The 23,578-nt window shown below is 39.5% G+C and carries 20 protein-coding genes; 10 read left to right on the forward strand and 10 right to left on the reverse strand.

Annotation, left to right across the window (positions count from 1 at the left end):
- Window positions 1-78: 78 nt before the first annotated feature.
- The 5 genes from CIL05_RS03520 to CIL05_RS22760 all read right to left on the reverse strand — a co-directional run bounded on the left by CIL05_RS03520 (window position 79) and on the right by CIL05_RS22760 (window position 4,911).
- Complete coding sequence (locus CIL05_RS03520; protein ID WP_095654131.1) at window positions 79-1,146, reverse strand: alpha/beta fold hydrolase; 1,068 nt, start codon at window positions 1,144-1,146, stop codon at window positions 79-81.
- A gap of 246 nt (window positions 1,147-1,392) precedes the next feature.
- On the reverse strand, window positions 1,393-1,845 hold the full coding sequence (locus CIL05_RS03525; RefSeq protein ID WP_240510099.1) for a hemerythrin domain-containing protein: 453 nt from the start codon (window positions 1,843-1,845) through the stop codon (window positions 1,393-1,395).
- 277 nt (window positions 1,846-2,122) lie between these two features.
- Window positions 2,123-3,250 (reverse strand): CAP domain-containing protein, encoded by a 1,128-nt coding sequence (locus tag CIL05_RS03530; RefSeq protein ID WP_095654132.1) that lies wholly within the window; start codon window positions 3,248-3,250, stop codon window positions 2,123-2,125.
- A gap of 522 nt (window positions 3,251-3,772) precedes the next feature.
- Window positions 3,773-4,399 carry a metal-dependent hydrolase gene (locus CIL05_RS03540; protein ID WP_095654134.1) on the reverse strand — a complete coding sequence of 209 codons (627 nt, stop codon included), beginning with the start codon at window positions 4,397-4,399 and terminating at the stop codon, window positions 3,773-3,775.
- 383 nt (window positions 4,400-4,782) lie between these two features.
- Window positions 4,783-4,911 (reverse strand): hypothetical protein, encoded by a 129-nt coding sequence (locus CIL05_RS22760; RefSeq protein WP_276245327.1) that lies wholly within the window; start codon window positions 4,909-4,911, stop codon window positions 4,783-4,785.
- A gap of 331 nt (window positions 4,912-5,242) precedes the next feature.
- Between CIL05_RS22760 and CIL05_RS03545 the strand changes: the two genes are divergently transcribed.
- The gene (locus CIL05_RS03545; protein ID WP_095654135.1) at window positions 5,243-6,226 is read left to right on the forward strand and encodes an ornithine cyclodeaminase family protein; all 984 of its coding nucleotides are present in this window, start codon (window positions 5,243-5,245) and stop codon (window positions 6,224-6,226) included.
- Between the two features lie 78 nt (window positions 6,227-6,304).
- Here CIL05_RS03545 and CIL05_RS03550 read toward each other — a convergent pair whose 3' ends face one another.
- Window positions 6,305-6,802, reverse strand: a complete 498-nt coding sequence (locus tag CIL05_RS03550; RefSeq protein WP_338066921.1) for a DoxX family protein — start codon at window positions 6,800-6,802, stop codon at window positions 6,305-6,307.
- A 292-nt stretch (window positions 6,803-7,094) separates the two neighbouring features.
- Here CIL05_RS03550 and CIL05_RS03555 point away from each other — a divergent pair, with 292 nt between their 5' ends.
- Window positions 7,095-7,442, forward strand: coding sequence for an ASCH domain-containing protein (locus CIL05_RS03555; protein WP_095654137.1), 348 nt, complete (start codon window positions 7,095-7,097; stop codon window positions 7,440-7,442).
- Window positions 7,443-7,458: 16 nt separating this feature from the next.
- A complete protein-coding gene (locus CIL05_RS03560) occupies window positions 7,459-8,124 on the forward strand; it encodes an HAD family hydrolase (RefSeq protein WP_095654138.1) in 666 nt (221 codons plus the stop codon).
- 169 nt (window positions 8,125-8,293) lie between these two features.
- Here CIL05_RS03560 and CIL05_RS03565 read toward each other — a convergent pair whose 3' ends face one another.
- Complete coding sequence (locus CIL05_RS03565; protein WP_095654139.1) at window positions 8,294-9,787, reverse strand: nitrate/nitrite transporter; 1,494 nt, start codon at window positions 9,785-9,787, stop codon at window positions 8,294-8,296.
- Between the two features lie 224 nt (window positions 9,788-10,011).
- Between CIL05_RS03565 and CIL05_RS03570 the strand changes: the two genes are divergently transcribed.
- The 5 genes from CIL05_RS03570 (at window position 10,012) to CIL05_RS03590 (ending at window position 18,983) form a co-directional block, all read left to right on the forward strand.
- Window positions 10,012-13,689: a nitrate reductase subunit alpha gene (locus tag CIL05_RS03570; protein WP_095654140.1), complete on the forward strand. Its 3,678-nt coding sequence runs from the start codon at window positions 10,012-10,014 to the stop codon at window positions 13,687-13,689.
- On the forward strand, window positions 13,679-15,151 hold the full coding sequence (gene narH, locus CIL05_RS03575) for a nitrate reductase subunit beta (protein WP_095654141.1): 1,473 nt from the start codon (window positions 13,679-13,681) through the stop codon (window positions 15,149-15,151). The genes CIL05_RS03570 and narH overlap by 11 nt, the downstream gene beginning before the upstream one ends.
- 309 nt (window positions 15,152-15,460) lie before the next feature.
- A complete protein-coding gene (gene narJ / locus CIL05_RS03580) occupies window positions 15,461-16,111 on the forward strand; it encodes a nitrate reductase molybdenum cofactor assembly chaperone (protein ID WP_095654142.1) in 651 nt (216 codons plus the stop codon).
- Entirely contained in the window at window positions 16,108-16,797 is a 690-nt protein-coding gene (gene narI / locus CIL05_RS03585; protein ID WP_095654143.1) for a respiratory nitrate reductase subunit gamma, read from the forward strand. The genes narJ and narI overlap by 4 nt, the downstream gene beginning before the upstream one ends.
- Before the next feature lie 749 nt (window positions 16,798-17,546).
- A complete protein-coding gene (locus tag CIL05_RS03590) occupies window positions 17,547-18,983 on the forward strand; it encodes a tetratricopeptide repeat protein (RefSeq protein ID WP_095654144.1) in 1,437 nt (478 codons plus the stop codon).
- A 72-nt stretch (window positions 18,984-19,055) separates the two neighbouring features.
- Here CIL05_RS03590 and CIL05_RS03595 read toward each other — a convergent pair whose 3' ends face one another.
- The 3 genes from CIL05_RS03595 to CIL05_RS03605 all read right to left on the reverse strand — a co-directional run bounded on the left by CIL05_RS03595 (window position 19,056) and on the right by CIL05_RS03605 (window position 20,850).
- The gene (locus tag CIL05_RS03595) at window positions 19,056-19,775 is read right to left on the reverse strand and encodes a Crp/Fnr family transcriptional regulator (RefSeq protein WP_095654145.1); all 720 of its coding nucleotides are present in this window, start codon (window positions 19,773-19,775) and stop codon (window positions 19,056-19,058) included.
- Window positions 19,776-19,935: 160 nt separating this feature from the next.
- The gene (locus CIL05_RS03600; RefSeq protein ID WP_095654146.1) at window positions 19,936-20,412 is read right to left on the reverse strand and encodes a hypothetical protein; all 477 of its coding nucleotides are present in this window, start codon (window positions 20,410-20,412) and stop codon (window positions 19,936-19,938) included.
- A gap of 186 nt (window positions 20,413-20,598) precedes the next feature.
- Window positions 20,599-20,850: a hypothetical protein gene (locus CIL05_RS03605; protein WP_095654147.1), complete on the reverse strand. Its 252-nt coding sequence runs from the start codon at window positions 20,848-20,850 to the stop codon at window positions 20,599-20,601.
- 295 nt (window positions 20,851-21,145) lie between these two features.
- Between CIL05_RS03605 and CIL05_RS21805 the strand changes: the two genes are divergently transcribed.
- Complete coding sequence (locus tag CIL05_RS21805) at window positions 21,146-21,307, forward strand: PTS sugar transporter subunit IIA (protein ID WP_107505444.1); 162 nt, start codon at window positions 21,146-21,148, stop codon at window positions 21,305-21,307.
- A gap of 109 nt (window positions 21,308-21,416) precedes the next feature.
- Window positions 21,417-23,369, forward strand: coding sequence for a PTS fructose transporter subunit IIABC (locus CIL05_RS03610; protein WP_095654148.1), 1,953 nt, complete (start codon window positions 21,417-21,419; stop codon window positions 23,367-23,369).
- The last annotated feature ends 209 nt before the right edge of the window (window positions 23,370-23,578 follow it).

Genomic DNA, 23,578 nt, shown 5'->3' on the forward strand with positions numbered 1-23,578 from the left:
TGAAAAAAATAAGCAACAAGGTCAAAAGTCAAAAAGAGTCAGCCAAACTGTGGCCGACTCTCTCATCTATGCATATCTTTATATAACTTTATCCGGAACCGGAATGGCCAGTAACTCATTAAGATGCTTGTCGATTTGGTCATGGTAGTAGGAACCTTCCCCACCAAATAAACCAAAGTGTCCGGCAATACTATGGACGACCTTGAGCTCACTGCCTGGAATCATTTTTTGTTCCGCTTCACAGTCTCTTGGTGGGAAGAACATATCTTCATCAATCGGCATGATAAACATTTTAGCTTTGATTCTTCCAAGTGCCTCTTCAAGATTACCATTTGTATTCCTGCTGACATCCCCTCTTTGCCATTTCCAAGCCATTGTCAGTAAAGCATTTGGATCCATCATTTGGAAGAAAGGTTGGAGAAAACCGGTAATGAATTCATCTAAGGTATCTACTCCAAATAGCTCCCATTTTTCCTGCTTGTAAAATTCGGTGCTAAGCCCCATGACAGCCCAAATATTGGCATGTCTTTTTAAGCCTTCTGCTATCTCGGTATTTGATTGGTAGTTGCCACTTTTCCACCCAGGGTCAGAAGTAATTGCTTCTATTAAAGTTTCCGTAAATAAAAAATCATGTTGTGTATTTTTTGCAGTCCCGGCAATCGGTGCTGCCCGTTTAACCATATCAGGATATCTCACTGCCCATTCGAATGTCTGCTGTGCCCCCATGGAACCGCCAACAACTAATGCAATTTCCTTTATTCCATATTTGTCAGTAATCAATTGATGCTGTGCACGTACATCATCGCCAATTCTTACATTTGGAAAGTCACTCATGGACATAAGGTCCGGGCTGTTATGCGGGGAACTAGACAGTCCATTTCCGATCTGATTGATAATAATAATGAAGTATTTATTTGGATTCAAAGCTCTATCTTCCCCAATATAAGCTTCATAGTCCTTGCTTGTCCCGGAAAACCATGTAGGAATAATAATTGCATTATCCTTTGCTTTGTTCAACTCTCCAAAAGTGTTATAAGCCAATTTACAATCCGGAATTTCTCCACCATCTTCCAGCTCGAAGTCACCTAAACTGTAAAGCTCATACGGCCCATGGTTTTCCTGTGAGTAAAATTCATTACTAATCATCACGTATCCACCTTTCGAAATTTTTATAAGGTGTTGTTTAAATATGAAAGTCTATATTCATAATAATTTTATTATTATGATAAGTCAATAAAAAGGTGTTGATAAACGTACAGCTTTCGCCTAATGTGGAAATCCAAAATCATTTAACCAATAAAATTATTTTTACTAGAAAAAAGCAACCACATTTGTTATGGTTGCTTTAAAATGGATGAAATTCTCTTTGGAAATCTGAGAATTGTTTTCAACTTAATGAAGATAAGGCGCAAGTTCTACAAGTTTATCTTCCGGCAAAACTTTTTCTATCATTGGAAAAATGACACGTTCTTCTTTTCGAATATGCGACTCTAACAAACTGCCAACCTCATGCATTAGCTCAATGTTAATCTCTTTAGATTTTAAAACTCCCTCGATTTTGGAACGGATCTTCACATGTTCCAGAAGCATTTCTATAATTTCCGGCTGCTCGATTTCTGCGTATTGGGCATATGCTGGTAGCAAGATTTCCTCTTCTTCCCGAAAATGATTTTGACCATCCGGATTCCAAAAATCCATTGTATCTTGTATTATTTCTTCTATTGTTAATCGACTTTCTTCTTTTCCAGCTCTTTTTAATTTAAGCGCTACATGCAGACCAATCATATGGTGACGCGACAACGGCTGCAGTGACTCATGCCGTTTGATACCTTTACGTTTAGTCATTTAAGTACCTCCTTTTTCGTATGCCATTTTTTAGTATTGTAATAATTTATATTAGATTAGCTAGACGCCTATCACGAAACGGTTTATATTTCTAATATAAACTAAATAATATCTAAAATAAAGATTATAGCTGTAACCGCAGTAGGTTGGATTTTTTAAAAAGGCCTGTGACAAAAGGATTTTCGAAATGGCACACGACAGCTTGAACTACTTGCTAGCCGCCGAGCAGAAAAAATAAACTGCACCTAACTTACGGTGCAGTTCAAAACTCTTCATTCTATTTTGTTAAAAAATTCTCTGTGAAAAATGGCTGTGAATCAGAATTAAAAGCAACTCCGACAGCAAGGGCCTCGTATTCTTCCTTCAATATATTTTCCCTGTGTCCCAGTGAGTTCATGAGACCTTCGTGAGCAAAAATACTGCTTGGTTGTCCTGCGGCGAGATTTTCCCCTGCCATTCGAAAGACAATATCATCTTCTTTCATCCGGTCGAATGGAGACTCTCCTTCCTGATTTGTATGACCGAAATAGTTGTTTTCAGCCATGTCTGCACTATGGTCTCGAACTGTTTGCCTTACTGATTCATCCCAGGATAAAGCGGAAAGGCCATGTTCGACTCTGGCTGCATTCGTCAGGTCGAATAATTGATATTCAAACCCCTCTTTTAATTCCTTGCTAGGATCAGAAAAGTATTCTTCTTTTCCCTGTTCCAATTCGCCACTGATAATTTGTATTGCTGTAACTGTATTGTTTTCATGCTTATCATAGAAAATTGTCACATAATTATTATCGATCAGAAACATATCATATTCCTGATTACTTTGAATTTGGTAATTTACAAAACCTTTTCGTATTGCTTTAAGTGGTTCATTTAACGCAGACAAAACGGATTCCCTTGTATCTGCAAAGGTAATACCTTCTGTAGACGAGAGCAGATCCTGATTGGTGTACAACCCAACAACTTGATCTTGCTCATTGAATGCAGCCATGAAGAAGTTTTGATAATTTTCATGATACGTTACCCAATCTACCCCGTATTCATTTAAAGTGGAGCGCTCAGGTTCGCCGACTTGGTTTTCTACATCTGAACGTTTATCACCCATTTCCACATTATGAATGGAAAAGGATTGTTCTGGCGCATCCAGTTGCGGTTTCTCTACGTCAAGCTGATCTGACTCCTCACTATCGGGTAGAGATTCTTTTAATTTTCCAATTAATAATTGGATTTCCTGATTTAATGTATCTATTGTTGCAGCTACTTTAGGATTTTCTTTGATATCATTCACAGTGGAGCTCATTTCCTGTACAACACCCTGAACACCGGAACGTTGGAATGCTTCTCCATAAAAATGCCAAAGTGTCAAAGCAATAAGCAGTAAAACGATGATGTTCCTTAACTTTCGCATTTGTCCCACATCCAGTCATGTATGTTTATATTAATTATTTTATCAACTATATACAGTATGAACAAATGATAGGGAGAAGAGACAGGGAGTTTCTTTGTTGGGAGAGGATGCTGCAAAGTTGAGAGACAATCCGGTAAAGTTGAGAGATAGGACAGTGATGTTGAGAGAAACATGGCTATTTTATAGTTATGTCTCACAAATGACAGATGTCTCTCAACTATCCGCCGCTATCTCTCAACTTTTAAGTAACGCTCTTTCCATTTGTTATAAGAAATAAATAAAAGTCTTGTAAATAAAAAGTTATTGTTTTTTAATTTACAGGGATTTTTAAGTTTACCAAGATACTTATATTCTTGGCAGATGTTTATTACTTGTTAACTGATAGTAAGAATCCAACTGGATGAAGTTTGACTTTGATGGAATGAATTGAAATCCAGTTTAAAATGGTGATTTAAGCATTTATATTTTCTAAATGATTGGGGCTGCACATTGCTTGCCCCACCAAAATAAGCAAGATAAATATTACACTTCCTTCGACGACAAAGGCAGGAACAGCTTAATTCCCCGTTTATTAAAGGGCAAAAGCTTACTATCACCGACGAGATGGCTGATGTACCCAATGAGGCATGTGTAATAAATTCCATCCTGGCCAAAAGATGTTTCCAGCTTGGAGGCAATTAAGGCGAAAAAAATTACTCCAATGATTGAATGGGTATAACTCCGGTGGGAAACGACAGATGCGATTAAAATATAAATTCCAAACAGGATCAGCCAGCTTTCCTGGAGTGAAGATCCACCTGCAAGTACGCCAATCCCGGTAAGGCTCAGCATATGCTTTTGTTTAAGCTTTGATGCGATAATGATGATACCCAGTCCAACCCCAGCGCCCAGAAACTTACCAGCATCTGTACCTTCATAAAAACTATAAATGATCATTAATACACCGATAAGCTGGGCAACTGTCTGAAGCATTTTATGGGATAATGTAATTTTCCCTCGAAGCTTTCCATCAATATCGAGGTCGGGAACCAGTGCGGAGATGGCACCAAGCCCTACAAGACATATTGTTATGGAAGGACTGGTTTGAAGCGTGTTTGCAACAATAAATCCTGCTGCTCCTCCAACTGCTGCATGTGCTGTACCATTCATGAATGTAACTCCTTTGCAAAAAATATATTTTGTCACACTTCAATAGTTTACTACAAAATATATGTTCTGTTTAGCAGAAAAATGGTTGGATGGTTTAGTTGAGAGATAGTGCTGCAAAATTGAGAGACAATCCAGAAAGTTGAGAGAAGAGCATAGGAAGTTGAGAGATAACCCAGTGAAGTTGAGAGAAGAACATAGAATGTTGAGAGAAAGCCCAGCGAAGTTGAGAGAAACATGACTATTTTATAATTATGTCTCAACTAGTGACAGTTATCTCTCAACTAATCGCAGCTATCTCTCAACAAAACGCCACTATCTCTCAACCTTCAAGTTATACACACTTCCTAACAACCGAAAGGAGCAATACGCTGCTCCTTTCAGTTTTACTTCTCTTTCAAATGTCTAAGATATCCCATGGAAGAGGCGTATGCTGCTGTTTTTGCTGGAACACCTTTTCTTATTAAGCTTTCTGCGGTTTCCTCGATTTTTTCTCCTGTACCTTTAATTTTCAATCCATAACCTCCTTTCCATTCTTATTATTTACATGAAAAGAGAATATATTTACCACCCTTCAACTGAAAAAATTAAGCAATTCCATTAAAAAATCTGCACATGCCGTAGCAAAATGCAGATTTAATAACAGATACTTTTTAATTTCCTGGTGGGCGGTTCGTTCTATATTTATTTTCACTCTTCATATCGTTTAATTCCTTTTTGCTTTTGTTTTTCGTTTTTGTCTTATCCTTTGCCACAAAATAACCTCCTTTTTTATCAGTATGTGTTATTTTGCCCAAAAAGATGTGCTAAAGTAAGATAAACAGGACCAAGGGAGAGGGATAATTTATGCTTATTTTGTCAGAATCGGATATACAGAAAAATTATTTGATGAAGGATGCAATTTCAGACTTGAAGCAGGGGCTTATTTCAAAAAAGAACGGATTAATAACTAGTCCACATCGAACTGTGATTGATGTGCCGAAACACGAAGCGTCCGCATTATACATGCCAAGTGCTGATTTATCACAGGAAATTGCTTCGGTGAAGGTTGTGTCCATTTTTCCTGAAAATCCGAAAAAAGGAAAGCCTACCACACAGGGTGTATTAATGTTAACAGATGCAACAACCGGTGAACATTTATGCATGATGAATGCGTCCTATTTAACAAGGCTGAGGACCGGGGCTCTAAGTGGAATTGCTACGGAAAAACTTGCAAAAGAAAACTCTAGAGTGCTTGGTGTGATTGGAACCGGTGCAATGGCTTTTGAACAGGTAATCGGGGTGCTTGAGGTTCGGAATATGGACGAAATAAAATTATTTAACAGAACGAAGGAAAAAGCAGTAAAATTTAAAGAAAAGCTGATTGATTTTGGTGTCAGTCAGGATATTGAAATTTTGGAAAATGTAGATGAAGTCCTAGAGAAGGCGGATATTATCTGTTGTGCAACCCGTTCCAATGAACCTGTATTTAATGGTGAACTGCTAAAAGCTGGTACCCATATCAATGGCGTGGGTTCTTATTTGCCTACAATGAGGGAAGTTGACCTAACTACGATACAAAAGGCATCAAAAATTGTGGTTGATGATTTGGCTGGGATTAAGGAAGAGGCCGGTGAGCTTATACATGCGGATCGTGAAAGTGAATGGAGTTTTTCAGACATTTACGCTGAGTTAAGCGAATTGAGTGAGAGTGATCATTTGCTTCGGAAAAGTGATGAAGAAATCACGTTTTTCAAATCAGTTGGAGCAGCTTATTTTGATTTAGTTGTAGCAAAGGGAATTTATTTCAAGTTAAAGGAATTAGGAATAGGAAATGAAATGGAAGTTTAAATCAAATGGCCTGCCTCTGAGGACAGGCCATTTATTTTAGGATATTTCCGAATAAAACTCCAAGTAGCTTTCATAGACCTACACAACAACTACATCTTCACTATCCTGCTTTTTATGTTGTTTTATAATGGCACTTTTTAAGAAAGGCAGGATCCATCTGTCTAATCCAAGTCTTCCAGCATTATTTCCAGCTATGACGAGGAATACTGCGGCTGTAGCCATTTGTGCGTCTATCATCCCTGACCCACTGAAGAGAAATGATAGGTTCATGACAATTCCCATCAATGCGGCGAAGTTTGTGAAGATCCCTAAAATCAATGCGATTCCTACTAAAAGTTCACCCCACATCACCATTAAGGAAAATATACCTTGATATGGCAATGCAACAGTCTCAAGAAATGCAGCCCACCATCCTGGAACTGCTGAATTTTCGGTAGCCATTTGAATAAATCCTCCTGCTTCAAAGCCACCACTGGTCATCTTCCCAAATCCTGCTGTAACCCAGCGATAACCAATATATATTCTTAAAAGAGCTAAAACAGCTGCTACAATCTTATTGCTTCGTATAAAACTCATAATCAATTTAACCAGCTCCTATATGTAATTTGTTGTGTAATAATTCACAATGTATGATACGTTTGTTTCTGGTACGATTAAATAATACCATGATAAAAAAGCTATAAAGTGATATTAATCACGTATATTGAAATTAGTCACATAGATATGACAGAATTTCGAATCCTGGAATAAATGTGGGGACAAACGCTGGAACAATGGAACAGGGAATGAACTGTTTCCTGTGTCACCCGATGACACAAGCTAATGTTTCCTTTATACTTATAATAGAAATGAAAAAGGAGAGAATCCGATGAGCAGTGAAAATAACTCACTACCGCCAAAGGCAAATACAATTGATAAACTTGTTACCAAACCAGCGGATATAGAAAAAGTAATCAAAGGGCAAAAAACAGCAACTCGTCGTAGCGGCCGTTATGCAGATATTGGTGAAATTCTGGTGCTAAAAGACAAGAAATTTATAGTGAAAAATGTTTATATACAAAAGTTGGACGAGGTTACTGATGAAGATGCGAAACAGGAAGGCTATCATAATGTGGAGGAATATAAACAGTCCATCCTGTCCCTGCATCCCGGTATGAAATGGGCACCCAAAATGAAAGTTTGGGTTCATGAATATGAAGCAGCAGAAAATGATTAATTGAGAGGTGACATTCATGGCGGTTGTTACGGTCGACTTTGATGGGACGCTTTTTCGAGGAAACTCTTTTAACGTGATGTTCCAGGTGGCGAAAAAGGATTTCAGTATAAAGGAATGGACTGTTGTTTTCGCTGGAATGGTAAAGGCCGTGTGTAAAGGCTTGCTTAAGGGAAAGCAAGCCTTTCGCCAGCAATTTTTTAAGGCTTTTGCAAAGTCATTCAAGGGAAAAACTAAGCAGGAGTTAGAGTCATTTTTTCAGCAACTGGTGAATACTGGCAGGGAAGAAGTACATAGGGATTTGGTTGCGAGAATACGTGAACATCAGCAGCAGGGCGACTTTGTCATTCTATTATCCGGGGCGCTATTACCATTTCTTCACGCATTTATTAAAGAATTGCAGCTTGATGTCCATGTTATCGGTACAGAGTTGTTATATGATGAACAGGGAAACTGTACCGGTGAAATTAATACGATGATCAATGGGGACGAAAAGGTGAGGAAAGTAAAGGAGTGGATGGAAAATAGTGAAACCTCAGCTAAGAGCGAGCAGGAAATCTGGGCCTATGCTGACAGTGACAGTGATATTCCGTTATTTCGGTTTGCAGACCATCCCATTGTGGTAAATCCAAATCCAGCAATGAAAAAAATTGCAGAACAAAATAATTGGCCGATATTTGCTTGAATTTATTAGTTCATGGTAGAGATGTCTTCCCATCACTTATTAGAAAACTTGGCTTATCGCCAAGCCTTAATGGCGAAAGCCTTAGTTGCACTTATACTGATTTCCTGAAAAAAGTTATACTTTCCTATCAGTGTAAAAAAGGGACGGGAAGCCCGTCCCTTGAGAACCATTACTTTTGGGAAGTATCAGTAAATCGGGCAATATACTGTTTAATGTCGCCTGTATTATTTTTAATGGTACTTATTGTAATCCATCCGGGATAGACTTCTCCGTTTTTTCGTTTATTCCAGATTTCTCCTTCCCAAAAACCGTTTTCTTCTATTGCCCACCACATCTTTTCGTAAAAAGCAGAATCATGTTTCCCGGACTTCAGAAAATTTGTTTTTTCCCCAATTGCTTCTTCTTTTGCATATCCCGTAAGGCGTGTGAAGGCCGGGTTAACATTTTGAATGTCCAAATGTTTATTTGTAACCATAATTCCTTCTGTAGCACCTTCGATTATTTGTCTCTCAATATTCATCCGATCCTGATAATACATGAAGATAACAATAACAAAGCTGACTAGCGCAAATTCAGAAAGCAGCATAAATGCGATTGAATGATGGCCTGTAATATTGTCAACGGTTGTTAATAGTAGTGGCGGGAAAAATCCACCCAGTCCACCCATGGCAGAAACAATACCGTTTACAATCCCTGCCTGATTTGAGAAATATAGTGGAACAAGTTTAAATATTGTACCGTTTCCAATACCGACTGTAACACCCACAGCAAGCGCCCCGACAGTATACCATCCGATACTCGGTGAAAAAGACAGTAAAATTCCGGAGAAAGTAACCCCTGCAAATACAAACATTAAAATGATAAACGGATCAAATTTATCTGCCAGCAATCCACCAATAGGTCTTAGTAATGTTGCAATTGCGATGAAAATAGCAGTTCGTATACCTGCATCAACAGGATTCAATCCAAAATTATCGACTAAAAAGCTTGGAAGAAACATCGTAAATGCAACAAAGGCACCAAATGTAATGAAATAAAACAGGCTGAGGAACCATAATGTCGTATTTCGGTATACCCCTTTTATCTGTTCCGACATTGACTTTTTGGCTGTTACTTCATTTCTGTCACCGAAAATAAAAATCAGTGCAGCAAATATAAGCAGTAAAATGATAAATAAGCGAACGGTGCTTTCCCAGCCGATATTTTGAGCGATAATTGGAGCAGTAAAAGTCGTTATGGCTGTACCAATATTACCAACACCATAGATCCCGTTAACAAATCCATGTTTTTCTTTTGGAAAATATTTTGGCAGGGAGGTTACACCAATGGAGAAAGTCGCACCCCCTACACCAAGGATTAATCCACCAATAACCAGATCCGCAAATGAATCGGCAATACTAATAAAAAATACCGGAAATAAAAGAATGAGCGTACTTATCAGAAAAAGAACTCTTGAACCTAATCGGTCTGTGTAAAAACCGATTGGAATCCTTAGCAATGACCCTAAAATAACTGGGATTGCTGTAACCAATGAGGCCTGTCCGCTGGTTAAGGCAATGTCTTCCTGAATAAATGGCATTAAGGAAGAAATTAAAACCCAGACCATAAATCCAATAAAAAGACTTGAAGTTTGCAGTGTCAATTGAACATTTGGCTTTTTCATAAGTAAGTTTAATTCCTTTCTACATCGTATTTAATAATATTTACCCTATTATAGTTAATTTTATTCTATATTAATGTGAAAAAAATCACAAATAGTATATAGAATATTTTAATTATGACTAATTCGTGAAGAAGTTAATTTTGTGACATTTTTCACAAACATACACTGATGCAGATGCTTAAATATAGATACATCATTCAAATGTATTTTTTGGAGGGAAAACAATGAAGAAACGATCTCCACTTTGGCAAAGATTAAATTACTTGAAACCAAAAGAAACGTATTCGAATAATCATAGTCAGTTGCAGGAAGGAAACCGTGACTGGGAAAATGTTTACCGCAGAAGATGGCAGCATGATAAAGTAATTCGTTCAACACATGGTGTTAACTGTACCGGCTCATGCAGCTGGAATATCTATGTAAAAGATGGGATTGTCACATGGGAAGGGCAGCAATTAAACTACCCGACGACAGGCCCTGATATGCCGGAATTTGAGCCGAGGGGATGTCCAAGGGGTGCCAGTTTTTCATGGTACATCTACAGCCCGCTGCGTGTGAAGTACCCCTATGTACGGAAAAAATTATTGAACTTGTGGCGCGAAGCATTACAAACACATGCCAGTCCACTTGAGGCCTGGGCAAGTATTGTAGAGGATAGGGAAAAAGCTAATCTTTATAAACGAGCAAGAGGGAAGGGTGGATTAGTTCGTGCAGAGTGGGAGGAGGTTAAGAAACTTGTTGCTGCCTCTGTGCTTTATACAACTTTGAAATATGGCCCGGACCGCAATATTGGATTTTCTCCAATTCCTGCAATGTCCATGATCAGTCACGCTGCTGGAAGCCGGTTCATGTCACTCATCGGGGGACCGATGCTCAGTTTTTATGATTGGTATGCAGACTTACCACCAGCTTCCCCACAGATTTGGGGAGATCAGACGGACGTGCCAGAAAGTTCGGATTGGTTTAATTCTGGTTATATTATGACATGGGGCTCGAATGTTCCACTTACACGAACACCGGATGCGCATTTTCTCGTGGAAGCACGCTATAAGGGAACAAAGGTGATCTCTGTCAGCCCAGACTACGCTGAATCTACAAAATTCGCCGATGAATGGATGTCTGTCAAACAAGGGACAGATGGGGCTGTGGCCATGGCGATGGGACATGTCATTTTAAATGAATTTTATCATAAGGAAATGACTCCTTATTTTGAAGAATATGCAAAAACCTATACAGATTTTCCATTCTCCGTACGACTGAAAAAAGAGAATGGGGCATTTACAGCAGATCGATTTCTGCACGCGAAAGATCTCGGTATCGATTCAGAAAATAATGAATGGAAACCAGCGATGTTTAATAAGGCAACAAATGATTTTTCCATTCCACAGGGGACGATGGGTTCCCGCTGGGACAGCAGTGGTAAATGGAATTTGCGTTTAATTGATGAGAACACCAATGAAACGATTGAACCAACGTTAAGCTTTTTAGGTGCGGAAGATGAAATCGTAACAGTGGATATGCCTTATTTTGATGAAGAAACGAAAAAAATGCTTGCCCGTGCTGTACCTGTGAAAAAAGTAGCGTTAAATGGGAAAACAGAATATATTGCAACGGTTTATGATTTAATGCTGGCAAACTACGGAATTGACCGTGGAATCGGCGGGGAAGCTGCAAGCTCCTATGATGAGATTGCACCGTTTTCTCCAGCCTGGCAGGAGCAGATCAGTGGTGTGGATCGCAATCTGGTCATTAAAATTGCCCGTGAGTTTGCACAGAATTCCATTGATACAAAAGGCCGCTCCATGATTATTATGGGTGCTGGAATTAATCATTGGTTCAACTCAGATACGATTTACCGTGCAGTTGTCAATCTTGTGCTCCTGGTTGGGGCGCAAGGTGTGAATGGCGGTGGCTGGGCACATTATGTCGGACAGGAAAAACTCAGACCTGCGGAAGGCTGGAATACAATTGCAACAGCAAAAGACTGGGGCTCACCAAAGCTGCAAAACGGGACATCATTCTTCTACTTTGCGACAGGCCAGTGGCGTTTTGAGGAATCACCTGTAAGCAATCTGGTCGCAGCAAATGTGGAAAAAGCGAGATATGATCACCATGGAGATTACAATGTACTTGCTGCTCGACTGGGATGGCTGCCATCCTATCCAACTTTTAATAAAAATGGAATTGATGTTTATAACGAAGCCATCAATAGCGGCCATGAAACAACAGAGGAAATCGGAAAGTATGTAGCGGAACAATTAAAGAATAAAGAGCTGCAGTTTGCAATCGAGGATCCGGATGATTCCGTTAACTTCCCAAGAAACTTATTTGTCTGGCGTGCTAATTTAATTTCCAGTTCAGGAAAAGGGCATGAATACTTTTTAAAATATTTACTTGGAACATCGCACGGGCTGCTGAATTCAGATGAAGACAGCATTCGTCCGGAAGAAATTAAGTGGCGCGATGAGGCACCTGAAGGAAAGCTCGATCTGTTGATTAATCTCGATTTCCGGATGGCGGGAACGGCATTGTATTCGGATGTAATTTTACCCGCTGCTACCTGGTATGAGAAACATGATTTGTCCAGCACGGATATGCACCCATTCGTACATCCATTTAATCCGGCAATAGCATCACCATGGGAGGCAAAATCAGATTGGGATATTTTTAAGGAATTGGCAAAAGGAGTATCTGATTTGGCAGAGGAACTGGATATGGAGCCGATCAAAGAGGTCGTTGCATCCCCAATCCTGCATGATACACCAGGCGAAATGGCGCAAAGCTTTGGAGAGATAAAAGACTGGTCCAAAGGTGAATGTGAGCCTGTTCCAGGTAAAACGATGCCACATATTAATGTTGTTGAATACGATTATAAGCAAATTTATACGAAAATGACGTCACTTGGACAAGGTGTCGTAACGAAAGCCTACGGTGGGAAAGGCATTAACTGGAATATGGAGAAAGAGTATGACTTGGTGAAGCGAACGATTGGGACCATTCAAGATGGCAGTATTGCAGATGGCTGTCCGGATATAACAAGTGCAAGGGATGCATGTGAAGCTATTCTGATGCTTTCATCAACAACCAATGGAAAAGTAGCAGTGAAGGCATGGGAGGAACTGGAGAAGAAGACAGATCTGGAGCTGAAAGATTTAGCCAGTGAGAGAGAAGAAGAATTATTTACCTTTGATCAAATCACGGCACAGCCAAAAACAGTCATAACATCACCTGCATTCAGTGGTTCGGAAAAAGGTGGCAGAAGGTATTCGCCTTTTACAACAAATATTGAACGAATGATTCCATTCCGTACCATTACGGGAAGACAATCGTATTTTCTTGATCATGAAATGATAAAGGAATTTGGAGAAAGCCTGGCCGTGTTTAAGCCGATATTAAATGATTCGCCATTTAAAGCAAACCGGCCTGAAGTGGAAGGAAAAGAGATTACGCTGAACTATTTAACACCACATAATAAATGGTCCATTCACAGTATGTACTTTGATTCACAGCCAATGCTGACACTTTTCAGAGGTGGTCCAACAGTTTGGATGAATAAAGATGACGCAGCAGAAGTGGATGTTGAAGATAATGACTGGATTGAATGCTTTAACCGGAATGGTGTTGTTGTGGCTCGGGCTGTTGTATCGCACCGGATCCCAAGAACGATGGCATTCATGCACCATGCTCAGGACAGACATATTCATGTTCCCGGGACGAAATTAACGAAGAATCGCGGCGGAACACATAATAGCCCAACACGAATCCATGTGAAACCAACACATATGATTGGTGGCTATGCGCAATTGAGTTATGGATTTAACTATTATGGTCCTACAGGAAATCAACGGGACTTAAATGTTGTCATAAGAAAACTTGAGGAGGTTGACTGGCTTGAAGATTAAAGCACAAGTTGGAATGGTAATGAATCTTGATAAATGTATTGGTTGCCATACATGCAGTGTTACCTGTAAAAATACCTGGACAAATCGTCCGGGCGCGGAATATATGTATTTTAATAATGTGGAAACAAAGCCCGGAATCGGTTATCCGAAACAATGGGAGGATCAGGAAAAATATAAAGGTGGCTGGGAGCTGGATAATGGTGAATTAAAGCTGAAATCAGGCTCAAGAGTGAAGCGTCTGATGAATCTGTTTTATAATCCAAATCAGCCGGAGCTCGATGATTACTATGAACCATGGAACTATGATTATGAAACATTGACAAATAGCCCGGAAAGAAAGCATCAGCCAGTCGCACGTGCGAAATCGGCAATCACCGGTGAATTTATGGATCTGGAATGGGGACCAAACTGGGAGGATGATCTGGCAGGGGCGCACATTACCGGCCTTCGCGATCCAAACGTCGTGAAGATGGAAGAAACGATAAAAACGGAATTTGAAGATGTATTTATGATGTACCTTCCCCGAATTTGTGAACATTGCATCAATGCACCGTGTGTATCTTCATGTCCATCCGGTGCGATGTATAAGCGGGATGAAGACGGAATTGTGCTAGTTGATCAAAATGCATGCCGTGCATGGCGCCATTGTGTAACATCATGCCCATACAAAAAAGTGTATTTCAACTGGCAAACAAATAAAGCGGAGAAATGTAATATGTGTTATCCAAGGATTGAAAATGGCCAGCCAACAATCTGTTCAGAGACCTGTGTAGGAAGAATCCGTTATATCGGAATCATGCTTTATGACGCAGACAAAGTATTGGAAGCAGCATCCGTAACCGATGAAAAAGAACTTTACAACGCACAGCTGGGAATCTTTTTAGACCCAAATGACCCGGAGGTAATTAAAGAGGCGAAAAAAGCAGGAATTCCAATGGACTGGATTGAAGCTGCACAGAAATCTCCTATTTATAAAATGATTATCGATTGGAAGATTGCATTACCGCTTCATCCGGAATATCGCACAATGCCAATGGTATGGTATATTCCTCCGCTTTCTCCGATTATGAATATGATTGAAGGAAAAGGAAGCAATGCAGATACAGAAGATATTTTCCCGGCAATTGACAATATGCGAATTCCGATTGAATACCTAGCAAATCTCCTAACAGCAGGGGATAAGGAGCAAATTCGAATTGTCCTGAAAAAAATGGCTGTTATGCGCAGTTACATGCGTGCAGCTACTTCCGGTAAAGCCTATGATACAGACCTTATCACCGAACTTGGTTTAGAGGAAGAGGATATCAAGAAAATGTTCCGCCTACTGGCAATCGCAAAATATGAAGACCGCTTCGTTATTCCAAAAAGTCATAAAGAAGAGGTTGCAGATTTGTATGATGAACAAGGTGCATGTGGACTCGACTTTGCCGGCGGCCCTGGAAGCTGTGGCGTACTTTCCTAAGTAGATCATGAGGGTGGGACATTAGTAAAATAATCATTCTAAGGTACAAACAATAAACTATCTTAGCGTAGGAAATTTACGTAGACTCCTTGAAAATACAAAGCAATTTTCTGCGTGCGATGTAACGCTGTCGCAGCATTCCTTGTTCTGCGGGAGGATAGGCCTAGATGAGACCCCGCAGAACGTAGTTCGAGGAGGCTCATCAGCCGCCCGCGAAAAGCGAAGTATATTTCTGAAGCGGATTATATGCAGTTACTTTTGATTAAAAAACTTTTGTCCCAGCCTCCCAATTTTAAAGGGGGCTAAACGATGAACCAAACAGAAGATTCCCTTGTATATCAAATGATTTCTTATCTTCTGCAATATCCAAATCAATTGCTAATTGAGGTATTGCCTGAATTACAAAACGAGATAAAAACAGTAAATGATCAACAAATCCAAAACGATTTGAAAAAGTTTCTGGATAAATGTGCTGACATGCCTTTAGAATCCTGGGTAGACCATTATATTGCCCATTTTGATTTTGGGAAAACAACGAATCTTTATGTGACGTATTTAAAGCTTGGAGAACAGCGGGAAAGAGGCCTTGAGCTTCTTAAGCTTAAGAAATTTTATGAGTCAGCAGGGTTTGATGTGACAGATAAAGAGTTACCGGATTACTTGCCAATCATTCTTGAATTTTGTGCAAATGTGTCGTATGAAAAAAGCAATGAGCTCTTACAAATGCATGCGCTGGCGATACAGGAAATTCGCGGGAAATTGAAAGAAAGCAAAAGTCATTATGCGTATGTTTTTGATGTTTTAGTTTTGCAAATGGAGAAAAACGGGATAAGTTTCATCAAGAAAGAAGTGCAAAAGAAAAAACCAATTCCAGTCCCACCATTAAATTCAGATAGAGAATCATTAATGAATTCAATCAATTGGAATATCAGGCTGCCAAAAGGGGGAAGCCGGAAATGAGTGCAAATGACTTTTTATGGGGGGTATTGCCATATATTGTTTTAACAATTTTTATTGGCGGTCATATTTATCGGTATCAGAAGGATCAATTTGGCTGGTCAACCAAATCCAGTGAATTTTTGGAGAAGAAGCGGCTGCGGATCGGGTCACAGCTGTTTCATTGGGGGATTATATTTGTTTTTGGTGGACATGTCATGGGCTTGATTATTCCTATAGGGTTTTATAATGCACTTGGGGTTTCGGAGCATTTTTATCATAACATCGCAATTATTTTTGGAGTCCCTGCAGGTATTGCAGCATTGGCCGGGCTTGCTATACTGTCATTCAGAAGGGTAAATGTCAGTAGAATTAAAGCAACTACATCAACGAGTGACTGGATTTCTTTGACTCTTCTATTGCTTGCTGTTCTGACCGGTTTGGCTGCAACTGGATTTAATATCGATTCCAATGGGTTTGATTACCGGACAACCATTGCTCCATGGCTCAGAGGATTGTTTGTTTTAAACATCCAGCCGGAGCTTATGGCAACGATACCGCTTGGCTTTAAAATTCATATTCTATCAACATTTGCTTTGTATGCAGTCTGGCCATTTACTAGATTGGTGCATGTATTTAGTTTTCCGCTCAGATATTTAAAACGAAACTATGTTATTTATAAACGGAGAGTTCCGGAAAAACATGTTTAATTGATAGGTTCTTTTTATAAAGACCAGGATTGCGCACTGCCGTCCGAACTGAAAACCATTGGTACTGCGGTTACCTGTCCCACTGAAAAGATTCGTTATTTTATGCCATAAAGTCTATAAAAGATGATGTAACTAGAGATGGTGGCAGGTGCGTTAATTACCGCTACGGAAACACACTACGCTTTCCGCAGGCGGCTGGTGAGCCTCCTCGTGCTACGCACTCCGGGGTCTCACCTATGCCTTTCCTCCTGCAGGAGTCTACGTGTGTTTCCTCCGCTGGGATGGTGCTTTAAACTTTATAATGATTAAGCATCTGATTGCATCAATTATTGTCCACTTTTGGAATAATTATTTGGAACTGAAGGCGGTCGGATCGAGCAAGAATAAAATATTGCGTTCGCCTTGAAAAGAAAATATTTGTTATAGAATTGCACATCACTTCTTGGAGCTGGAACGAATTATAAATCAAGAAATCCCTGCTAGCGTAGGCAGAACACGAAGACTCCAGCGGGAACAGCACGTGTCCGAAGACCCCGCAGAGTGGTTTTCTCGAGGAGGCTGAGGCCGTGCCCGCGGAAAGCGAAGTGTTCTGCCGAAGCGGTTTTAAAATGTAACCATCTTTAAAATGGGAGAATCCGTCACATGAAATTATTTCTACTGTGTCGCACTTTATATCTACTGCGGCATAATTTAACTTAAATAACACAAGGCTTTTAGGAAAATATCTAATCGATAAGGTTGTGAAATTCATGCCTAATAACAGAAAAGTAAGTCCAGATAAACTATTATCATTAAGAGAAGAAATAAAGAATCATAGCAATGCCCAGGATGAAAAAGCGAAAAACGCAGTTCAGGAATTAGAAGCTCATATGGACATTGTAGAAGAAATGGATACGAATGAGAAATTTTCTCTTTACGCGACACTGGCAAAGTATTTTAGAAATATAAATCATTATGATAAATGTGCAAGCTATAGCAGGCGGGCGATAAATCTGGCGAAAAGACTGGATAAAGCTCATACAGGAATTTTAATAGACACCTATTTGGATTATGCTGGATTGGAGCGCGAATATGGGCAGTCAGCAGATGCTCGAATTCTGCTGGCTAAATTGCTTCAGCTTCTGGAAACAAAGGAATGGGGAGATCCTCTTTCTTTTGGATTGACATTTAGTAATTTAGGCAAAGTGTACTTGGATGAAGAAAACAGCCAATTGGGTATTTTTCAGTTGGAAAATGCCTTGAAATACTTTCGAAAAGTCTGTGGTCATACACATCCAATAATTGCTGAAACCATTCAGGCGATTTCCGAAGCATCCATAGAAATGGAAGATTACTCTCGCGCAATGTCACTTAATCAGGAGTTGCTGGAAGCTTTTCAAAAAGAGAATAACAATGTCCAGGCAGCAAAAACCCTTTTGAGGACAGGGGAAATCTACTATTATATTGATTTGAAAAAAGCTCGGGATTCAATTGTTGAATCACTAAGTCTCTTAAAGGATTTATATAAAACAAGCCATTTGGATATTGCAAAGGCATATTTAATGCTGGCAGAATTGGAGGAAAATGTTGGGGAGCTACCCCGGGCAATCGCTTATTATAAACAATCTCTTAGCCAGCTTGAGGATATTTGTAAAGCGGACCATTACCTGATTGTCTACACCTATTCCAAACTTGGGAGCTTGACTCTTCAGATAAACGATTTGGATTCGGCAAAAGGCTACCTTGAGAAAGGGCTTTCCCTATCTACAAAATTTCCTGAAATCAGACTCCGGTTTTTAATGCAATCGGGAAAAGTATATTCCAATTTGAATATGCATGAACAGGCTGCCACGAAGTATCTGGAATTTTTAAAGGATCTAAAAGGGGAGCGACGGACAAATTCAAGGGGCTATGCAGGAATATTGCAGGACACAGCATTCAGTCTTTTGAAGCTAAATAATCTTGAAGAAGCTGCAGATTATTATGCTAAGGCTTTATCCGTTTACGAAGGATTAAAAGGGAATTACCAGAAAGAGATGGACCAGATCCATAATCGATTGGCATATTGTTTTGAGAATATACAGGATGGTGACATGCAAAAAGCAGCATTGCATATGGAAGAAGGTATCGAACTGCTTGGCGATGAACGAACAGAAGAAACCTTGAAAAATAAGGAACGAATTGAGATGTCCTATACTGGAGGATGATCCTGAAAAGGGGATTCCTCCCAGGCAGTGGCAAATCAAAAAAGTAAAAAGAGACAAATGTCCCTTTTTACTTCAACAAATATTACAAATTTCAATTGGGCAGTTTTCACAGCCATTTTCCTTTTTCAGGTATTCCAGATCTTTAATTAGAATTTTTTTGGAGGGCTGCATCTCGATAATATCCAGCTTTCTAAGATCACCAAGCATTCGGTTTACACTTTCACGCGTACATGAGCAAAACTTGGCCAGCTCTTGATTTGTTAAAGGCATGTCAATTAAAATTCCATTCGTTTGATTTACACCAAAGCTGTTCGAAAAACGTATAAGTGTTGAATACAGTGCACCTTTTTTTCCGTTTAATAAAAGATCTCTAATTTTGGACTGAAATTTTCTCATATGATTACTTGTCCATTTCATCGCTTCGATAGCTAAGGGACCATTATTCATTAATTCCTTTTCCAAGGTTTCCTTATTAATAGCTAAAACTTCACCAGACTTGATTACTCTTGAACTCAGGAAATACTTGGGATTATCTGTAAACAATGTTAATTCACCGATGATGTCATTGCTTGTGCAAATCCGCAGTGATAACTCTTTCCCATCTGATGAGAGCTTGCTAATATGAATGATGCCCGATTTTATGAGGTAAATTTCATGTGCATCCATTCCTTCATGGAAAATGAAACTATCCTTCTCGACTTTTTTCTGATTTCCGATTGTGTAAAGAAGGTCACGAAAGTCTTCAGAAATTGCCTCACCGTTCTGATCGTTACCAATTGAACTCAATTGCATAGCAATCAACCCCTTATTTTTATATCTATATATCCATTGTATCACCTACAATGAGTTGTGAGTGCTGGGGAAATTACAAAAATGTGAATTTATTCACTTTATTTCCGATGTAATCTCGCAGTATCTTTTTTTTACAGAAAGCTGTCCATACATGTGCATCCTAGAGGAGTACATGCAGCAAAACAAGAAAAAACATCGTTAATCCAAGTCTTAAATGGACGATACGTTTCGTTCCGGACGGCTTTATACGACGCATCCAGCCACTAATGACAACACCTGTGAGCAAACTGGCAGCAATTAGCCCACTTATTATTTTTGGATTTTCCAAATGAAGTCCAAAACGGTTTAGTACAAATCCCGCATGAAATAATATGATGATTAAAGCAGTAGTTCCTGTCCAGCGATGAAAGGGCATTGCTTTCTTGGATAAATTCGCAAATTTAATCTTTTTCCTCCGGTCAGGTGTATCACGAATTGTTGAAAATACAGCGTGTCGTGTCCAATTGAATAATATGAAAAAAAGTCCCATAATCCCGAAGAGAATATGTATTTGAATGACAGGAAATCCGTAGCTTGTCATAACTTTCCAAACAGCGATTAGCAGAAGAAACAGGTTAAAGAAAAACCACTTGTTCATAGGAGCCTCCGATATTTAAGTTTTTCGGGTAAATTATATCATAAACATGACAGAGGGAATGTGAGATGGAGCATAATGGCGAAGGTTAAATATATTCAGTTCAGTATAGTACTATTTTTCCATACAAAAAGCACCTTTCTTATTTAGGTGCTGGTTTACAAATTTCTTTAGTTTTAACAAGCTCTGTTATAAGGCGCCGCAATCCATCATTTCAACAACTTCATCGATAGAGAAGTTTTTACCGTTTAAGATATCCAGTTTCGTTTGTTCATATTTTTGCTGAACTTTCGTTGTTTCACTTTTATTTTTTGGCCTCGCTGGTAATTTTGCATCCACCATGGAGACATTATATAGACAGTTGCCCATTTCAAAAATTGCATTATTTTCACATATAATTTCTTTTAATAATTTCGCCTCATGCTCATTTAACTTTTTCAAGGAATGATACCTCCAATTGCTGTTCTCTGCTAGGCTCTCAGTTTCTTATTTATAAATTTTTATACCCATTCATTTATTAAAATAACATTACGCTATATGATTCGAATGCTGTTGCTTTTTGTGGGGGTGATGAGAAAATGATCGAATTTTGTCGAGGCGTGTAATTTATAGCTTAAAGCTGTGCACTTCTAGTTCAAAGCTGTGCACCCCCTGCCTAAAGTCGTGCATGCCTGGCCTAAAGCTGTGCACTCCTGATCCAAAGTCATGCATTAAACCAATCGAATGGGGCGATTAAATGGTTTCCATCGTATTTATGCTGGCAGTTGCCAATGAAAAAGGCAATCCAGCGAGAAAGGTTATTCGTCAAATTGCATCCATCAGTGAAGAGCCTGAACTTGTAAGAGGCCTAACAAAGGTTAAAAATAAATCTGAACTCCTGCATCTTCTTGTTAAATAGTTTTATTCTTCCAAAGCTCCGGTAAAAAGAAAAAATATTTAACAGGGAAGTGGGGTATACAATAAGGTAAGAGATTACTTATTATATATACTCACGGGAGGGAAAGATTATGAAAATATTAGCTGTAACAGCTTGTCCGGTTGGGATTGCACATACGTATATGGCAGCAGAAAATCTGCAAAAGGCCGGTGAGGAGCTTGGTGTTGATATAAAAGTGGAAACACAGGGCTCAATCGGTGTGGAAAATGGCCTGACGGATAAGGATATTGAAGAAGCAGATGGCATTATTATTGCTAGTGACAAAGAGGTTTCAAGAGAACGTTTTATTGGGAAAAAATTACTTGTAACCGGTGTGCAGGACGGGATTCGACGGCCGGAGGAATTAATTAATCGAATACAAAGCGGCGATGTTTCTGTTTATAAAGCAGGATTAAAATCCGCAGATGAAATTAAGAAAAAGCGTAAGGAAAAAGAAAATCCGATTTATAAGCACTTGATGAGCGGTGTATCTTATATGATTCCATTCATCGTTGTTGGTGGGTTATTAATTGCAATTGCACTAACACTTGGTGGAGAGCAGACGCCTGGTGGTATTGTTATTCCGGAAGATTCATTCTGGAAGCAGATTGAAAATATCGGTGCTGCCTCATTCAGCTTTATGGTTCCAATTCTTGCAGGTTTTATTGCGGTAAGTATTGCTGACAGGCCAGGGCTTGCTCCAGGTCTAATTGGTGGTTATATTGCTGCAACTGGAAGTTTTTATGGAAGTGAAGCCGGAGCAGGATTTATTGGTGGGATAATTGCTGGTTTTCTAGCTGGTTATGTGACATTGGCTATTAAGAAAATTAAGGTACCAAAAGCAGTACAGCCAGTCATGCCAATTATTTTCATCCCGATATTAGCTTCATTAATTGTTGGACTCCTATTTATATTAGTTGTAGGTGCACCAGTTGCACAGGTTTTCGAATCGTTAAATACATGGCTTGCAGGAATGCAGGGTGCAAGTTCAATTTTATTAGCACTTATTCTTGGTGCAATGATTGCAGTTGACATGGGTGGACCTTTTAATAAGGTAGCATTTTTATTCGGTGCTGCAATGATTGCTGAAGGTAACTATGAAATTATGGGGCCGATTGCAGTTGCTATTTGTATCCCGCCACTTGGACTTGGTCTTGCAACATTTTTAAACAAAAGAAAGTTTCGTCAAGCTGAACGGGAGACAGGAAAAGCTTCCTTTACAATGGGGCTCTTTGGTATAACGGAAGGAGCAATTCCTTTCGCTGCACAGGATCCACTTCGAGTTATTCCAAGTATTATGGTTGGTTCCATGGTTGGTTCTGTCATCGCAATGATGGCAAATGTTGGGGACAGAGTAGCACACGGTGGCCCGATTGTTGCTGTATTGGGTGCGGTTGATAATGTCTTCATGTTCTTCATTGCTGCAATTATTGGTACAATTGTAACAGCATTACTGGTTAATTTACTGAAAAAAGATGTGGATGCTGTAGAAGAGGAGCCTGTTGATACTGCAACTGAAGATGCTGGCAATGCAGTTGATGAGGAAACCATTGCACAGACGGAGAAAGAACCGGAAAAAGTGGAAATTAATAAATTAACGGATATTACTAATGTTGATTTAATCGAAACAGAACTAGCTGGAAATACAAGGGACGAAGTGATTGAGGAACTAATTAAGAAGATGGACGCATCGGGTGTTTTGGATTCATCTGGAAAGTATAAGGAAGCAATTTTTGCAAGAGAAAATGAAAGTACGACTGGGCTTGGCATGAATATTGCCATTCCTCATGGTAAATCTAATGCTGTAAAACGACCGGCTGTTGCCTTTGGAATGAAGCATGATGGTGTCGACTGGATGAGCGTGGACGGCTCCGATGCCAAACTTATTTTCATGATCGCCGTACCGGAAGAAGCGGCAGGAGATGCGCATTTAAAAATACTGCAAATGCTCTCCCGCAAATTGATGGACGAGACATTTAGAGAGCAATTGTTAAATGTGAAGACAAAGGAAGAAGCATATAAATTATTGGATACGATTCAGTAGGATGGGGTGCTTTTAGCTCGTTGATTTGCTGAAGTTGACCGACCTGTGCTTTGGGTTGAGAGATACTGGAGCGAAGTTGAGGGAACAGGGTAGAAAGTTGAGAGAACAGGGTGGGAAGTTGAGAGAACATGATAAAAAGTTGAGAGATAAGCCAACTTTATAGTTTATCTCTCAACAATCACCTGCTGTCTCTCAACTTTAGGCATTCT

It is taken from the genome of Virgibacillus profundi (assembly GCF_002287375.1).
In the GTDB taxonomy this organism is placed as follows: domain Bacteria; phylum Bacillota; class Bacilli; order Bacillales; family Amphibacillaceae; genus Virgibacillus_K; species Virgibacillus_K profundi.

Excerpts from the sequence above, each read along its gene's own strand:
- CIL05_RS03570 (WP_095654140.1), top strand. The coding sequence starts at position 10,012 with ATGAAGAAACGATCTCCACTTTGGCAAAGATTAAATTACTTGAAACCA.
- CIL05_RS03610 (WP_095654148.1), top strand. The coding sequence starts at position 21,417 with ATGAAAATATTAGCTGTAACAGCTTGTCCGGTTGGGATTGCACATACG.
- CIL05_RS03520 (WP_095654131.1), bottom strand. The coding sequence starts at position 1,146 with ATGATTAGTAATGAATTTTACTCACAGGAAAACCATGGGCCGTATGAG.
- CIL05_RS03565 (WP_095654139.1), bottom strand. The coding sequence starts at position 9,787 with ATGAAAAAGCCAAATGTTCAATTGACACTGCAAACTTCAAGTCTTTTT.
- CIL05_RS03595 (WP_095654145.1), bottom strand. The coding sequence starts at position 19,775 with ATGCAATTGAGTTCAATTGGTAACGATCAGAACGGTGAGGCAATTTCT.
- CIL05_RS03590 (WP_095654144.1), top strand. The coding sequence starts at position 17,547 with ATGCCTAATAACAGAAAAGTAAGTCCAGATAAACTATTATCATTAAGA.
- CIL05_RS03530 (WP_095654132.1), bottom strand. The coding sequence starts at position 3,250 with ATGCGAAAGTTAAGGAACATCATCGTTTTACTGCTTATTGCTTTGACA.
- CIL05_RS03555 (WP_095654137.1), top strand. The coding sequence starts at position 7,095 with ATGAGCAGTGAAAATAACTCACTACCGCCAAAGGCAAATACAATTGAT.
- CIL05_RS03545 (WP_095654135.1), top strand. The coding sequence starts at position 5,243 with ATGCTTATTTTGTCAGAATCGGATATACAGAAAAATTATTTGATGAAG.
- narJ (WP_095654142.1), top strand. The coding sequence starts at position 15,461 with ATGAACCAAACAGAAGATTCCCTTGTATATCAAATGATTTCTTATCTT.
- CIL05_RS21805 (WP_107505444.1), top strand. The coding sequence starts at position 21,146 with ATGGTTTCCATCGTATTTATGCTGGCAGTTGCCAATGAAAAAGGCAAT.
- CIL05_RS03540 (WP_095654134.1), bottom strand. The coding sequence starts at position 4,399 with ATGAATGGTACAGCACATGCAGCAGTTGGAGGAGCAGCAGGATTTATT.
- CIL05_RS03560 (WP_095654138.1), top strand. The coding sequence starts at position 7,459 with ATGGCGGTTGTTACGGTCGACTTTGATGGGACGCTTTTTCGAGGAAAC.
- CIL05_RS03525 (WP_240510099.1), bottom strand. The coding sequence starts at position 1,845 with ATGACTAAACGTAAAGGTATCAAACGGCATGAGTCACTGCAGCCGTTG.
- narI (WP_095654143.1), top strand. The coding sequence starts at position 16,108 with ATGAGTGCAAATGACTTTTTATGGGGGGTATTGCCATATATTGTTTTA.
- CIL05_RS03600 (WP_095654146.1), bottom strand. The coding sequence starts at position 20,412 with ATGAACAAGTGGTTTTTCTTTAACCTGTTTCTTCTGCTAATCGCTGTT.
- CIL05_RS03550 (WP_338066921.1), bottom strand. The coding sequence starts at position 6,802 with ATGAGTTTTATACGAAGCAATAAGATTGTAGCAGCTGTTTTAGCTCTT.